The organism is Ursidibacter arcticus, assembly GCF_009761375.1.
Classification (GTDB): Bacteria; Pseudomonadota; Gammaproteobacteria; order Enterobacterales; family Pasteurellaceae; genus Ursidibacter; species Ursidibacter arcticus.
This window is the reverse complement of sequence record NZ_LEKM01000007.1, coordinates 1-14939: the sequence shown is the minus strand read 5'-3', so window position 1 is coordinate 14939 and position 14939 is coordinate 1. Positions and strand designations below refer to the sequence as shown.

At 36.0% G+C, this 14939-nt stretch carries 10 protein-coding genes; 2 read left to right on the top strand and 8 right to left on the bottom strand.

Going from position 1 to position 14939, the window contains the following annotated elements; all coding sequences use genetic code 11:
• Positions 1-202 precede the first annotated feature (202 nt).
• From pta to rnd, 8 genes are all read right to left on the bottom strand, one after another.
• A complete protein-coding gene (pta, locus tag A1D25_RS00110; protein WP_157393702.1) occupies positions 203-2338 on the bottom strand; it encodes a phosphate acetyltransferase in 2136 nt (711 codons plus the stop codon).
• 129 nt (positions 2339-2467) lie between these two features.
• Positions 2468-3670 (bottom strand): acetate kinase, encoded by a 1203-nt coding sequence (locus A1D25_RS00105; protein WP_157393701.1) that lies wholly within the window; start codon positions 3668-3670, stop codon positions 2468-2470.
• 195 nt (positions 3671-3865) lie between these two features.
• Positions 3866-4708, bottom strand: a complete 843-nt coding sequence (queF, locus tag A1D25_RS00100; RefSeq protein ID WP_157393700.1) for an NADPH-dependent 7-cyano-7-deazaguanine reductase QueF — start codon at positions 4706-4708, stop codon at positions 3866-3868.
• A 159-nt stretch (positions 4709-4867) separates the two neighbouring features.
• A complete protein-coding gene (locus A1D25_RS00095) occupies positions 4868-6049 on the bottom strand; it encodes a Wadjet anti-phage system protein JetD domain-containing protein (protein ID WP_157393699.1) in 1182 nt (393 codons plus the stop codon).
• The gene (locus tag A1D25_RS00090) at positions 6042-9422 is read right to left on the bottom strand and encodes an ATP-binding protein (protein ID WP_157393698.1); all 3381 of its coding nucleotides are present in this window, start codon (positions 9420-9422) and stop codon (positions 6042-6044) included. Before A1D25_RS00090 ends, A1D25_RS00095 begins: the two co-directional genes overlap by 8 nt.
• Before the next feature lie 14 nt (positions 9423-9436).
• Positions 9437-10021 (bottom strand): DUF4194 domain-containing protein, encoded by a 585-nt coding sequence (locus A1D25_RS00085; RefSeq protein ID WP_157393697.1) that lies wholly within the window; start codon positions 10019-10021, stop codon positions 9437-9439.
• 10 nt (positions 10022-10031) lie between these two features.
• The gene (locus A1D25_RS00080) at positions 10032-11474 is read right to left on the bottom strand and encodes a DUF3375 domain-containing protein (protein ID WP_157393696.1); all 1443 of its coding nucleotides are present in this window, start codon (positions 11472-11474) and stop codon (positions 10032-10034) included.
• A gap of 104 nt (positions 11475-11578) precedes the next feature.
• The gene (gene rnd, locus A1D25_RS00075) at positions 11579-12724 is read right to left on the bottom strand and encodes a ribonuclease D (RefSeq protein ID WP_157393695.1); all 1146 of its coding nucleotides are present in this window, start codon (positions 12722-12724) and stop codon (positions 11579-11581) included.
• 153 nt (positions 12725-12877) lie between these two features.
• Here rnd and A1D25_RS00070 point away from each other — a divergent pair, with 153 nt between their 5' ends.
• Together A1D25_RS00070 and bioD are read left to right on the top strand one after the other, a co-directional pair.
• A complete protein-coding gene (locus A1D25_RS00070) occupies positions 12878-14077 on the top strand; it encodes an ROK family protein (protein ID WP_157393694.1) in 1200 nt (399 codons plus the stop codon).
• A gap of 46 nt (positions 14078-14123) precedes the next feature.
• Positions 14124-14843 carry a dethiobiotin synthase gene (bioD, locus tag A1D25_RS00065; protein WP_157393693.1) on the top strand — a complete coding sequence of 240 codons (720 nt, stop codon included), beginning with the start codon at positions 14124-14126 and terminating at the stop codon, positions 14841-14843.
• The last annotated feature ends 96 nt before the right edge of the window (positions 14844-14939 follow it).

Genomic DNA, 14939 nt, shown 5'->3' with positions numbered 1-14939 from the left:
AATGATTCAGACTGATGACAAACCTCAATTTGTTGTATTCAATAAACGGACGCCAGCGTGGCGTCCCTACACAACAAAATAAAATCTGTTATTTTTCAATTGGTTATAACTTTTCTTGTAGGGACGCCACGCTGGCGTCCGAATGAAAAAGGACTTTGTCAATAATCTGGGGCAAATGTTATTTGCCCCTACAATTCTTATTCTATTGTGTTGCTTGAATTGCTGTTAATGCAATGGTGTACACAATATCATCAACTAATGCACCACGAGAAAGGTCATTTACAGGTTTACGCATACCTTGTAGCATTGGGCCAATAGAGACTAAATCAGCAGAACGTTGAACGGCTTTATAGGTTGTATTACCTGTATTTAAATCAGGGAATACGAATACCGTTGCTTTACCTGCAACAGGGGAGTTTGGTGCTTTAGAACGAGCAACATCTTCCATAATCGCAGCATCGTATTGTAGTGGACCATCAATAATGAGATCTGGGCGTTTTTCTTTTGCCAGACGAGTTGCTTCAGCGACTTTCTCAACATCTGCCCCTGAGCCTGATGTCCCTGTTGAATAAGAAATCATTGCAACACGAGGATCAATACCAAATGATTTTGCAGAATCTGCCGATTGAATTGCAATTTCTGCTAATTGTTCCGCACTTGGATCTGGGTTTACTGCACAGTCACCGTAAACGAGTACTTGATCTGGTAATAACATAAAGAATACAGAAGATACAATTGAGCTACCCGGTGCAGTCTTGATAATTTGCATAGGTGGACGAATTGTATTCGCAGTGGTATGCACCGCACCAGAAACTAAGCCATCAACTTCATCAGCTTCTAGCATCATTGTGCCAAGAACAACGTTATCTTCTAATTGCTCACGAGCAACCACTTCCGTCATACCTTTATTTTTGCGTAGTTCAACTAAACGAGCAACGTAGTTTTCACGAACAGTAACAGGATCAATAATCGTAATACCTTTACCTAATTGAACCCCTTGAGCTTCTGCAACACGTTGTACTTCATCAGGGTTTGCTAATAAAATACATTCTGCGATGCCTCTTTCAGCACATAATGCAGCAGCTTTAACTGTGCGAGGTTCATCACCTTCTGGTAGTACGATACGTTTTTTCGCTGCACGAGCAAACTCCGTTAATTGATAACGGAAAGCAGCAGGGGAGAGACGACGAGCTCGAACAGAGGCTGTTGAAATACGATCTACAAATTCACCATCAATTTGTGATGAAACATATTCTTTAATTGCTGCAATACGCTCTTTATCATCAACAGGCACTTCTAAGCTGAAACTTTGTAGGCTTAATGATGTTTGCCACGTATTACCTTCACTACGGAAAATAGGTAAACCAGTTTCAAATGCTCGTTGGCAAAGTTTGGCAATTTGTGAATCAATTTTATAACCACCCGTTAAAAGAATAGCTCCTAATTCAACACCATTCATCGCAGCGAGAGATGCTGCCACTAATACATCAGGACGATCGGCAGAAGTAACTAATAAACTACCTGCTTTAAAGTGATCAACCATATGTGGAAGGCTTCTTGCACAGAAAGTTACGCTACGAATACGGCGAGAGTGAATTTCACCTTCATTGATAATGGCTGCATTTAAGTGTTTTGCTAAATCAATTGCACGAGTTGCAATTAAATCTGAGTTCCAAGCGATACAAGCTAATAATTTAATTGGGCTTTGACTAAATAATTTCTCAACTTCATTTTCAGTATTTACGCTGTGTTGGAATGAGTCAAAGATTTCTGTTAAATCAGGGCGAGTACGACCAGACTCATCAACAGGCGCATTGAACTTATTGATGATAACACCTAACAGGTTAGGATTGTGGCGTCCACCAAATTCAGATGCAGCAGCTTCAATACGCTCTTTTAGTTCAGATGGTTTATCTGCACCAGGTGCAGCAACTAATACGATTTCTGCATCAAGTGCTTGAGCAATATCATAGTTGATACTATTTGCATAAGAATTTTTGCGTGTCGGGATTAACCCTTCAACTACAACAATCTCACAGTTTTTGCTTAATTGTTGATGGCGTTCAACAATTTTCTCGAGTAAAACATCAGATTGATTTTGACCAATCAATGTTTCTGCTGCACTTAACATAAACGGCTCACCAGTTTCTGTTGATTGTGCTGCACGAATAATGGTTGTAGAACGATCTAAAGTATCTTCACCGCTAATTGGTTGAGCAATGGGTTTTAAAAAACCGACTTTAGCACCTTTTTGTTCAAGGGCGTGAACAAGACCAAGGCTGACGCTTGTTAAGCCAACCCCTGTTGTCGTTGGGATTAAAATAATTGTTCTTGACATAATTTTTTCCTAACTTTAGTTTGAGTTTGTTGATACAAGCGGGGAGTTTTCATCAATAATTTGCAAATTTTTAATCAAATCTGACCGCTTGAGCTAAAAATAAAAACCTGCCTTACGGCAGGTTAGTTATTATAACGCTAAACGCGCAGTATCTTGTGCAATAACAAGTTCTTCATTTGTTGGAATAACAAATGCACGGAATGTTGAATCTGCTGCGGTAATTTCACCCGATTTACCGAAACGTGCTGCGGTATTTTTCTCGCTATCTACTTTAATACCGAATAATTTCAAGTAATTTAGAGTTAATTCACGCACAGGGCCTGCATTTTCACCAATTCCACCAGTGAATACGATAGCATCTAAGCGGTCATTGCCTAAAATTGCCATATAAGAACCGATATATTTTGCTAAACGATAGCAGAAACCATCCATTGCACGTTTAGCTTCTGGTTTGTCGTTATAGTTATCTTCAGCAAAACGACAGTCACTAGTAACTTCCGTTAAACCTAATAAACCCGATTTTTTCACTAAAGTTTCTTCAATTTCTTTTACTGACATTCCTAAAGTATTGTGCATAAAGAAAATGATAGCAGGGTCTAAATCACCTGAACGTGTACCCATTACTAAACCTTCAAGCGGTGTAAAGCCCATTGACGTATCAATACATTCACCATTACGGATTGCAGCAACAGATGCACCATTACCTAAGTGACAAGTAATGATGTTTGCTTTCTCAGCTGGAATACCTAATACTTTTGCCGCTTCACGACTTACATAGTAGTGGCTTGTTCCGTGGAAACCGTAGCGACGAACACCATGTTCTTTATAAAGAGAGTAAGGTAGAGCATATAAGTATGCTTGTTCAGGCATTGTTTGGTGGAACGCTGTATCAAATACGGCTACGTTTTTCTCTTTTAATTCAGGGAATGCTTTAAATGCTTCTTCGATACCAATTAAGTGAGCAGGGTTGTGAAGTGGTGCAAATGCAGCAGCTTCTTTGATTCCCTCAATAACTTCTGGCGTGATAACAATAGAAGATGTGTATTTTTCACCACCGTGAACGATACGGTGACCGATAGCACCAATGCTATCTTTTAATTCTGCACTTAAAATATTTGAAACAATATAATTTAATGCTTCACTGTGTGCTGCACCCGCACCTAAATCTGCTGCACCTTTTTCACCATTTAATTTCCATTTGATACGAGCATCTGCTAAGTGGAAATTTTCCGCTAAGCCAGATAATTTCTCGTCACCTGTTGCTGGATCTAAAATTGCAAATTTTAGCGATGAACTACCGCAGTTTAAGATGAGAACTAAGTTTTTAGACATAATTAAAATTACCTAATATGTTGAAGTGAATGAACACGCTTAAAACGTGAATACCCGCATAGAATACACTTTTTACGGATTAAAATAAATTATTATCCCCACAAAAGCTTGAAAAGCATCAATATTTATTCAAATATCAAAAATTACCTTTTATAATCGTGACAATGTAACCATAATAATTGGTATATGAATTGATTACTGTCTGGCCAATCGCGTATTTTCGGTAGGGGAGAGCTCAAAGTTAGAACGATAAGGGTTAATATCCAAGCCTCCTCGACGAGTGTAACGAGCATAAACAGTTAATTTTTCTGGGCTAGCAAAACGCATCAAATCACAAAAAATTCGTTCTACACATTGCTCGTGGAATTCGTTATGTTGTCGAAATGACACAATATAGCGTAATAATTTTTCCCGATTAATTTTTTGACCAACATAGTGAATTTGAACACTTCCCCAGTCTGGTTGTTGAGTAATCAAGCAATTTGATTTCAATAAATGACTTGTCAAAGTTTCTTCCACCCAAATATTTTCTGTACAATCGATTAATAAATTAGCATCAAAATTATAATCATCAATGATGATTTCCTGATCATCAATACAATCACCTGAAAACGCAACAATAGGTTGTGATGTATAGTTTGATAGAGGATGTAATTTCACAACAACATTGCCATTTGCACAGTGCTGTAAATCTTGCTGAATCACACGTTCAACTTCACGAAAAGAGCTAAATTTAGTTTGGTTAAAACTATTTAAATAGAGCTTGAAACTTTTAGACTCTATTAAGTTTTCACTACGGAAATCAACAAAAATATCAGCAATAGCAACTTGCGGAACACCATTCATATTTAGCCACGAAATTTCATAAGCCGTCCACAAATCACAACCAATAGAGAAGGGTTGGTGTTCAATAATACCTAAGTCTTGACGATTTAATTTTCTAGGTACTCCTTGTAGTAAGGTTGCATCATATTGTGAAAGGTAGTTTGTTTGCTGTCCTAATTTTAGTGCCTGTAAACTTTGATCTTCGTATTTCATTATTTTTCCTGATTTTTATTTTTAATTTAACATAATCTACATTATGCGAAATTTATTGCTATTAAGTTTAAAAATTGAAATTTAAAACTTATTTTATAATTTCAATAACAAACCAATTTATTATCCTATTAATACTTACTTGTTTTCAAAAAATTTGAGCTAAAGACCTTCTTGTCCTAGTGCAACTTTTATTTTATCAAACCCTACAAACTCCTGTTCTAATCTCACATTATCTCCAAATGTATTATTCACTAATGCAGCGTAAAGTTCGTTTTCCGCTTCAGTTAAATACCGAAGTTCTCCTGTTTGCTGTTTTGCTTCTTTACTCCAAAAAGACTTATGTGCAAGTAGCATTTCGCTATCCATTAAAAATGAAATTGTGTTGGGGAAATAACTGCGTAGTTGGTTTAATATGGCAAAACCGTGCGTATCAATATCGCCCCAATAATATATTTGGCATTGATATAGCCAGGTGGCATTTGCTAATAAACTCCAACCGTAACCTGCACCAAATATCGCCCAACTATGAGGAATTTCGGGAAATGATAAAAAATTAATTTCGTTTTCTATAATGAACACCTTTTTAATTTTGGGTGTTAATTGGGAAAAAGTTAGGCTATCTAAATAAATATCGCTATATGCACTGCTTGGTTGAATAGGATAGTCTTTATCTAAATTCCGTAAGCGAATATGTTTCGGCTTATCTAAAAAGCCATAACGCAAAGCAAATTGTGAAATGCCGCTATATTCTCGCTGGATTTCTGTTTCATCTAACACCAAATCTAATAACTCAGCTAATACTGTTCGGTGAGTTTCAATAAATTTAGTATGCACATCTGGAATATTCACTTGACGTAAATAAATATGTGGTTTGGAATGAGTTTTCCGCCAAATGACAACGGAGAGTAGTTTCTCCCAATCATCTGCTAATGCTAAAGATTTTAAAGCATTTTTCGCTAACCAAGGTAACACAAGCGGTTCAATATGTTGAGAAATTTGCAGAATTTGTAAAAAAGAGCGATATTCTTTTTTCTTATTTAATAAAGTCAATAATGTTTCAAGATCAGCGATATAAATATTTTCAGGAATTTTTTGCTCACCTTGAATACGATGATTAATGGTTTTCCATTCAATCGTTAAATAATTAAGTGAAGTTAAATGCATTACCCACTTTCGCACCTGTTCAAACTGGCTAGTAATATCAGCGGATGTGGGTTTTGCTAATTTGAGCTTCAATGGAAAAAGCGATTCTTGGGAGATTTCTTGGCTTAGAAAACTCCCCTTTTCCCAGCGTTTTATCAACTCGTTTTTAATCGTTTTTTCCGTTGTCCAATTAAGCATTCAACTGCTCCGCTGCTTTCTGTATCTGATACTCTTCAATGGTTAAATTCAATAAACGAGAATTTGCCCCGTCCTGATTTTTCACCAAACACACACTGGAAACAAAAGGCTCAATAATATCCACTTTTTGTAGCGGAGTAACAATGAGTAACTGCAAATTAAGCTGTTTAAATAAACGTAGCCCGTATTGTGCTGACTCATCAGAACCTCGACCAAAAGCCTCATCAATCATCACAAAGCGGAAAGATCTTGAACGAGTTACACCAAATTCCAAACCAAATTGATAAGCAAGGCTTGCAGCTAAGATAGTATAAGCAAGTTTTTCTTTTTGCCCACCTGATTTACCGCCAGAATCTGGATAATGTTCGTGTTCAGAATGATCCGCTCGCCAACGCTCAGTAGCAGAAAACAAGAACCAATTTCGTACATCAGTAACTTTTGCCGTCCAGCGTTTGTCTTGCTCTGTCAAGCCTTCACGCCCACGAAGGCGATCAACAATAGCCTTCACTTGTAAAAATTTAGCTTCAGAGTATTGGTTACCTTCTGATCCTGTAACTGCCCCTTCCGTACAAGCTCGCAAATCGAGCTGAAATTGACGAATTTCTACATCAGGATTGATTTCTGTTTCTAACGAAATATAACGATCAGGATTATAATCAATGCTTTCAAGTGAGCGGTTAATAATGCCTATTCGCTGTTTAATGGTTTCTCTTTCCCGATTTAATTGGGCATTTAAATTAGCAATCTCATTGATCGTATTTTCGTTCAATAGCTTTTTAAATTGAGCAACAAATTTCGGTAAATCGTCAGCATTGAGGCGATTTAAAAAGGCTTCGTATTCTAGATAGGATTGAATACTCGGATCAAATTCATTAGTCTCAAGCGGATATTTATGATTAAACTGCGACATTTTTTTGGTGATATTATCTCTTTCTCGCTCTTGATTGCTGGATAATATCTTATTTTCACTCGTAAATTTAGTACGTAATTTATTTTCCATATCACTACAGTTTGCCAAGGTTAAACTACGACGATTTAGCGACATTAATAATTCATTTAAGTCTTGATTGAGTTTCTCTATTAAATCAGGTGCGATAGGTGTTTCTTCCACCAACAGCACCGTCATTTCTAAATCTGTTTTGGTTGAGTTAATTCCACTATCTAATCCCCCCTTATGAGTAATAAGCTCAACATATTTCTTCTCACTCTCCTTCACCTCAATTTCTAGCGTTTTTAATTGAGCATTTAATTGGTTCAGAATATTTGAGCTGGCTTGTAATTGCTGATATTCATCGTTTAATAAGGCAATTTCTCGTACAGTTGTTTCAAAATCAATTTCCGCAAAAGTTTGGAATGCCTCTAAACGTACCAGTAATTTATTCTGTTTATCTAATGTACTTTGCGTTTGTTTATAGCCAATAATTTTTTGCTGAATTTGATTTAGTTGGCGTTCACACTGTTTAAGCGTTTGAGTTAGGGCTGTAATTTTCTCGGCATTCGACCAACCTAAAACATAACGGCTGCGATCATCAATGCGATAACGGTCATCTTTTTCGTGTCTTCCCGTTTTATCTTTAATTTGCCCCTTTTGGGTAATTGCCTTACTTTCTCGACGAAATTGTTCAGCAGAATCACAAGCCGCAAAATCAAAGCGTTTATATAATTCATTTTCAAGCCATTGATAAAATGGTGTATTTGGCTTAATTTCTAATTTATAAATAAGTGAATCAGGGTGTAATTCACTGCTTAACATTGTTTGATCTTTATTGACTTTGTAATAAACCATTCGCCCATTGAGATGATTGTTATTTACCCAATCCGCAACTTTGGCATAATGTTCTTCAGAAACAATCATTGAAAGAGCAAAATTATGTAATAAACGTTCTGCTGCACCTTCCCAATCTTTCTCGCTTTCCTTAACTTGTAATAATTCACCAATAAAAGGCAAATGTTCTACATTCAAATTTAATGCTTGGCATAACTGCTGACGAATTTCAATCTGACGGCGACTAATATTATTTTCACGCTGCTTTAAACTTTGAATTTCATCATTTAAACCACTGCTCTCTTTTTCTAAATGGCGTAAATCCGTTGTTGCCTCAACCTCTAGGTTGCGTTGCTCCGTAATCTGCTGTTCAATTAGCTGATGTTTTTGAGCAAGTTTGCTCTTCTGCGCAATAAAATCTGTTTGATTTGTGGCTATAATTTCATCTAATTCGGTAATCTGTTTTTTATACTGTTCAAATTTACTTAAACGTTCCGTTTTAATTCGTTCTTTCTCTTGAATTTGCTGTTTTAATTCCGTTAAACGATTTCCGCCATTTTGTTGAATATCCCATTTAATTTGATCGAGTTTTTTAGCCTGCTCTGCTTTAACTAATTCTAACTGTTTAATATTTTCACTTGTGTTTTGACATTCTTGCTCTAATTGCGTTAATTGTTTCTCTAATAATTGACATTTACGCATATTGAAATAAGGCGGTAGTTGGTCAATCTGATATGAAATAGTCGCAATTTGTTGCTCTATTTGCTGATATTGCTGACAAGACTGTACAATCGGAGTGAGTAAACTAACTTGATCTTCCGCCTTTAATACTGCCTGATAAGCACGATTTAAATCATCAAAATGAAGTAAAAGATGTTCAATGCGTTGCTGAGTTTCTTCAAAAGGCTCTAGCATATGGCTACGGACAAACTCGGTTAAATTACCGACGGATTTCATTGATACGGTTTGGTGAAAAAGTTCTAAGGCTTGATCGTTTTGAATACCAAAACGGCGACGAAACCAAGCTGAATACGGCGGAAACGTATCAAAAGTGTCAATGTCCATTTGACGCAGTTTTTTGCGTAAAGCGGTTATTTCTGAGCCAAAATTTGCGAAATGTTCGCTGATGGAAAGTTGCTTTTCAGCACCAACAAAAAAGCGTGCAGGCTGAGTTTGCTGTTCCTTTAACCAAAAAACTTGAGCAAGCGTGATATATTGGTCATATCCTTCGTTATAAAATACCCCTAGAATAACTGAATAGCTGCTGTTACTGCGAAGCTGTGCTGGTTTGACGATACCTGTTTCATTATCTCGCTCCGATTTATAATAACCTAACACATAAGAACGTAAATTCCGCTCTTTGCTCTCTGCCCCTGCTGCTTTGTTATAAGCAATACGATTAGCTGGAACGAGCAAAGTCGTAATAGCATCAACCACAGTAGATTTTCCTGAACCAATATCGCCTGTTAATAAACCATTCTTGCCATTGATTTCTAATTGCCAGATTTTTTGGTTAAAGGTTCCCCAATTTAATATTTCCAATTTTTGAAGGCGAAAACCCGCTAAATTATTATCTTCTAAAAATTCTAATTCTAAGCCCTGCTGCATAATTTATTCCCCTTTTATTTTCTTTGCGCATTTAATGATTCTGCCAGCCAATGATCAAAATTATTTAACCATTCCACATCAATAAAGGCTTTTAATATACGTTTGACTTCATAGTGCGGTTCATTTTGATGGGATTTTAATTTCTGTAAAAAGCCTAATTCTACGACTTTATTAACATAGCTTTCGATTTTATCTGACAATTTGGCTTGATTCGTTTCTTCTTTTAAATAAGTTTTCATCAAATCCTCTAATTGGCTTTGACTTAAAATTAAACGAGTATCGCTATTTTCTGAATCAAACTCAACTAAACTTTTACGTAACAATGTCAGTAGAAGCGAGACTTGGAAAGTTAATTGACGGCGTGGGGTAAGTTTCGGGTAAATAGTTTCATCGGTATCAGGTTTACCTTTTAAAAAAGCATAACCTTCTGCTTCATCTAAAATTAAATTTAAGTGCAGTAATGAAAAATAATCGCTGACTTCATTATGCTTATTCAATAACTCGCCCCACAATTTTTCATTATTTTCTCGATAAACAATGCCTTTAATTAAAGCAATTAGAATATCCGATAAGGTAGAATCTTCTTTATTAAACACCATTATCTCCTTTTTATTTAGTAAAAATAATTTTCGGTAATACTGCGTTACGGATTTTATTTCCGCTTTGCCAACTAATTTTTTCTTGGTGTTCTTCATCAATAACCAATTTAAAATAAGGTTGTTGATCAAGCTGCAAATAACTGACTAATTCTGCCAACCCCTGCTCAAGCGGTCGGTTTTCGATAATTTTTTGTAAAGATATTTGGCTTTCAGTACGTAAACTTTGACGAATATGTTGGATAAGCTGTGTTTTATCCACTCGAGATTGTTGGAATAAAGCTTGTGCATCGGCAAGATTTTCTGCTCCTAACTCAAGTATTGTATTCTCTAGTTGCATTTTTTGTACTGGTGCATAAAGAGGACGCTCCATTGGCAATGCTAACTCAATTTTTGCTTCATTGAGATTCATTGCATCTCCTCTAATAGTGTCTTCCGATAATTCAAATACCTTGCTTTCAATACTACGAAATATCTCCATAATTCGGCGATTTTCCAGCCACGCTTTATCATCTAAGAAATGACGGAGTTGCTGGGATAGTTGGGCAACGGTACGCTGAGTGTGTTCGCCCGCTTCCAACCAATCATAATGAATATGTTGTTGTAGATCGCTGTGTAACGAACGGATAGCGGGTAAGGAAAGAATATGTTCAAGTAGCTCACTAAATTCTTGTTGACGTTGCTGTGAAAGTAGAAAATCCCAAAAAGCTCGGAAACTTCTCCCTTGATCAGAATCTGAGATGGCATCACGTTCTCCCATAATTTCGGCAAGTAACTCTCCTTTACTACCCTCCCATAACGCAATCTGACGGCGAACTTTAGTATCAAGCTGGCGGAAATTGTGTTCGACTTCACGAAAATCAGAAAGTAATTCTTTCGCCCCTTGACTGAATTGTAAAAAACGCTCTTTGACTGCAGTGTCATCTAATAGAAAAAGTTCTCCTGCTCGCACTTTGGCAATTTCCTGTTCAATTTCGTATTTTTGTTTTTCCAATTCGGCAATACGTTTTTCAGGGGTAAGCTCACTGCCTTGACGAATATCTTTGAGCAAATTAAACAGGGTTAAAAGACGTGATTCGGTTCCCACAAACTGGCGGCTAGCAAGCTGATTTAACCAACTGATCGCCTTTTCAGTGGCAGGCATTAAGTCAAATTGTGCTTCATCACTACCTGTTTTATAAAACTTACGTAGCCAAGCATTTTCTGTTGCTGCCCAATCATTAAGGTACTCTTTTGCTGTTTTGGGAAAGGCTTTTTCACCTAGCTGTTCACGCAATTGAAATAGTGTATCTTCTAGCATTTCGCTTAATCTAGATTCTTCCATTAAGCGTTCATTTGGTTCAATAAATGATTTATGCAAAAAGCTTACAATTAACGGTGCGTGATCAGAACAAAGTAATCGCCACGCAGGGTGATTGGCTCGGTAAGTTTTCAGGGTAAAAAAGTCAAATGACATTGTATCTCCTTAAATTAAAGTAGCAATCACTTCAATCACTTTCTGGTTATCTTCGGCTAGTTGTGAGATTGTTATATTTTTTCTTGTTTGTTTCCACTTTTTTCTCATTTTTCACTCGTATCACTCAAAAACAAGCGGTAACTTTCCCATAATTTTTTACCAAAAGGTTCTCGCCAGCCTTGTAGTAATTCAGGTAGATGCTGTTCGCTTTGTCCTTTAATATGCCATTTGAATAATTGATCTAATTGACGTTTGCTTGCAAAAAGCTCAACCGCTAAATTATGTGGTTTAGTATTTTCTAATGATTTTTTGAGAAAAGTTAAATCTCGTTTGTAATTCGGCTCATCAATTAAACGCTTAATTTCTGATACCTGTTCAGATTTTGGGATATTTTTCCCTTGTTCAACTAATAACAACAACTTTTTGCCATAACGTCTTACTTCGTTTGGATGCATAAATTCCAATAATTGAGCGGTATGTTTGGGCTGATTTTTTGCAATTTGCCATAATGCTTGTTCTTTTACGATAAAATTTAACGCAATATCTCGTTTTTGTGCTTCTTCAATTCGCCATTTTTCAAGTAATTTGAGAATCGTTAATTCTGTGGAGTTAAGCTGCCACGCATTCGCGATTTTTTTATAAGCTTTTTCAATATTGAGTTCTATTTGGCGTTTTTGTTTAAGTGTTAGGCACTCTTCATTTACTGCACTTTCCCACTCAGTTTGAGCTAATAGTGTTTTAATATGCTGATAGACAGGCAATAGATACCATACATCTGAAACGGCATATTGTAGCTGTTTTTCGCTTAGTGGGCGTTTGAGCCAATCTGTGCGTGAAGTGGATTTATCCAGTTCAACTTGACAATAATTAGCCACTAATTTAGAAAAACCAATTGATGAACCTAAGTCAATAAAGGCACTCATTACTTGAGTATCAATCATTGGCTCAGGCATTTGTTTAAAATAATGTTGGAAAATATCTAAATCTTCACCACAAGCGTGCAGTATTTTTAATATATTTTGATTGCTTAATAGCCCAATAAAAGGTGAAAAATCGGTAATGTTCAAAGGATCGATAAGATATACTTGCTTGCCATCATAAAGCTGAATGAGTCCTAGCTGTGGATAATAAGTTCGAGTACGAACAAATTCAGTATCTAGTGCTAAAAGAGATTGTTGCTGTATTGATAAACAGGCTGTTTGTAGTTCTTGATTAGTTTGGATCCAATTAAATTCAATCTGTTGATTCATTTTTATTCACTTCTTTGCTAAAAGATATAATTTTTTCGTAAGATAAAATAATTTTGTGAGCTTTATCGCATAATTGAGTAAAACAGTTTGCCATTTTATCCAAAGATTGCAAAATAAAGAAATTATCTTATGGAGTGATAATGAAGGGAATATATGAAAACCGCTTCTAATGATTATAAATATCAAAATCTTGGGCAAGTTTACCAACTCATTGAACAATTTGAACTAATTTCTCGTACTGATATTGCAAAATTATCGGGCTATGCCCCCGCTTCTATTACAGGGCTTACTAAAATTTTAATTGATAATCGCCTTATTTTAGAGCGAACAGCACAAAATTTACCTAGTCGTGGGCGTCCTGCTGTGGGGTTATCGCTCTCCCCTTTTCACTGGAATTATTTGTGTATAACGATTTCTTCAACAACACTTTCCATCTTTTTGTGTGAGTTATCGGGCAAACCGATTTATCAAGCAAAATATCCCTTATCAGATGATTTGATTATTGATAAAGCGTTATTAAATGCATTAGATGATTTTCTGGGAAATCATCCGATTGATAATGAAAGGTTATTTGCTGTTTCTGTCAGTGTTGTGGGTAAACTTGATAAAACTAAGAATATCGTGACCCAATTAGGTAGCAAAGCGTTACATTGTAACTTGCGTAATATATTAGAGAAACGTCTCAATAAACCGATTCTTATCAATGAGCATTTTCAACTCTGGTTACTGGCAGAATCTACGTTAGGTAGCTTAATCAGCCACGATGATGTTATTTTTCTACAACTAGATGATGAAATCAATCTTAGTGTTCTATTGCGTGGAGAGCTACTTCATAAGAATGAATATAAACGAATGAACGTTGATCGAATGGTAATGCCTAAATTTAGTGAATTAAGCGATATAGTTGGGCAAGATTTAAGTGATATTGAAAGGTATCAACTTGTGAATCAAATTACTTTTTCTGCATTGGCTAAATTAATAGATCATTACTACCCTGATAATCACAATACATTGCAAGCTAAAATTGATAGCTTGTGTCAGGCTATTTTAGAAGAAGATCCTTCTGCATTACTCATTTTAGAACATATTTGCGATAATTTATCTTATGTTTTACTCAATTTAATCAGTATCTTCTCAACAGAAAAAATTATGCTCTGCTCTCCTTTGCTATCAATTAAAAATATGCTGTTTGCAAAAATTGAACAGAAAATTACCGCTAATCTTCGTCAAGATGGGTTAAATATTGATTTAGTCACTAGCCAATATGAATGGGATAGTCCAGAAATTCCATCTGTGGCAATAAAATATGAAATTTATAACGGAAATTTGATTCAAAACATAATTCAATTGTAAATAGTTTGTTAGACTGGTATTAAATTTTTACTTTTAGAGAGAAAAAATGCCAGCATTATTTATTGCAGGAACGGATACCAACGTAGGAAAAACGATTGTAACCCGTGCATTACTACAAACTATTTCTCAATATGAAATTCCTGTTGTTGGGTATAAGCCCATTGCTTGTGGGGGCGATGATTCGTTACCCACTGAACCAAATCAAGATGATTATGCGTGCGAAGATAATAAAGATGTATTGATTATTCAAGAGAGCTGTATTTACCCTGTACATTATCGAGAGATCAATAGCTATTCTTTTATTCACTCAAGTACACCTGTATTTGCTGCCTTGGATGCTGTTCGCCATATTTCAGATGAGAAACTCAATAAAGATCTTAATCGCCTTCAACAGAAATATACGAATGTATTGGTTGAAGGTACTTATGGTTGGCTAACGCCTATCAATAAAGAGTTGAGCTTTGCAGATTGGGTTAGAAAAAATAGAATGCCAGTGGTATTGGTTGTTGGTATTAAAGAAGGTTGTGTTAATCACGCATTATTAACTGCTTATGCAATTCAGCAACAAGGGGGAACTTTAGTTGGTTGGGTTGCAAACCGAATTAACCCAGGATTACGTCATTATTCTGAACTCATTGAGTTATTAAGCCAACGAATTGATGCTCCACTATTAGGTCAAATTCCTTATTTGGGCCACCCTGATAAGAAAAATCTTGCTCAATATATTCAAAATCCTGATCCATTGTTGCACTATTTTAGTAAGTAGAGTAAAAAAGGAGTATTAGGCTAATACTCTTCAGATTATTGACAAAGTCTTTTTTCATTCGGACGCCAGCGTGGCGCCCCTACAAGGAAAGTTATA

Coding starts and splice junctions, on each gene's coding strand:
- A1D25_RS00105 (WP_157393701.1), bottom strand. CDS start 3,670: ATGTCTAAAAACTTAGTTCTCATCTTAAACTGCGGTAGTTCATCGCTA.
- A1D25_RS00070 (WP_157393694.1), top strand. CDS start 12,878: ATGAAAACCGCTTCTAATGATTATAAATATCAAAATCTTGGGCAAGTT.
- A1D25_RS00085 (WP_157393697.1), bottom strand. CDS start 10,021: ATGGTGTTTAATAAAGAAGATTCTACCTTATCGGATATTCTAATTGCT.
- pta (WP_157393702.1), bottom strand. CDS start 2,338: ATGTCAAGAACAATTATTTTAATCCCAACGACAACAGGGGTTGGCTTA.
- queF (WP_157393700.1), bottom strand. CDS start 4,708: ATGAAATACGAAGATCAAAGTTTACAGGCACTAAAATTAGGACAGCAA.
- bioD (WP_157393693.1), top strand. CDS start 14,124: ATGCCAGCATTATTTATTGCAGGAACGGATACCAACGTAGGAAAAACG.
- A1D25_RS00090 (WP_157393698.1), bottom strand. CDS start 9,422: ATGCAGCAGGGCTTAGAATTAGAATTTTTAGAAGATAATAATTTAGCG.
- rnd (WP_157393695.1), bottom strand. CDS start 12,724: ATGAATCAACAGATTGAATTTAATTGGATCCAAACTAATCAAGAACTA.
- A1D25_RS00080 (WP_157393696.1), bottom strand. CDS start 11,474: ATGTCATTTGACTTTTTTACCCTGAAAACTTACCGAGCCAATCACCCT.
- A1D25_RS00095 (WP_157393699.1), bottom strand. CDS start 6,049: ATGCTTAATTGGACAACGGAAAAAACGATTAAAAACGAGTTGATAAAA.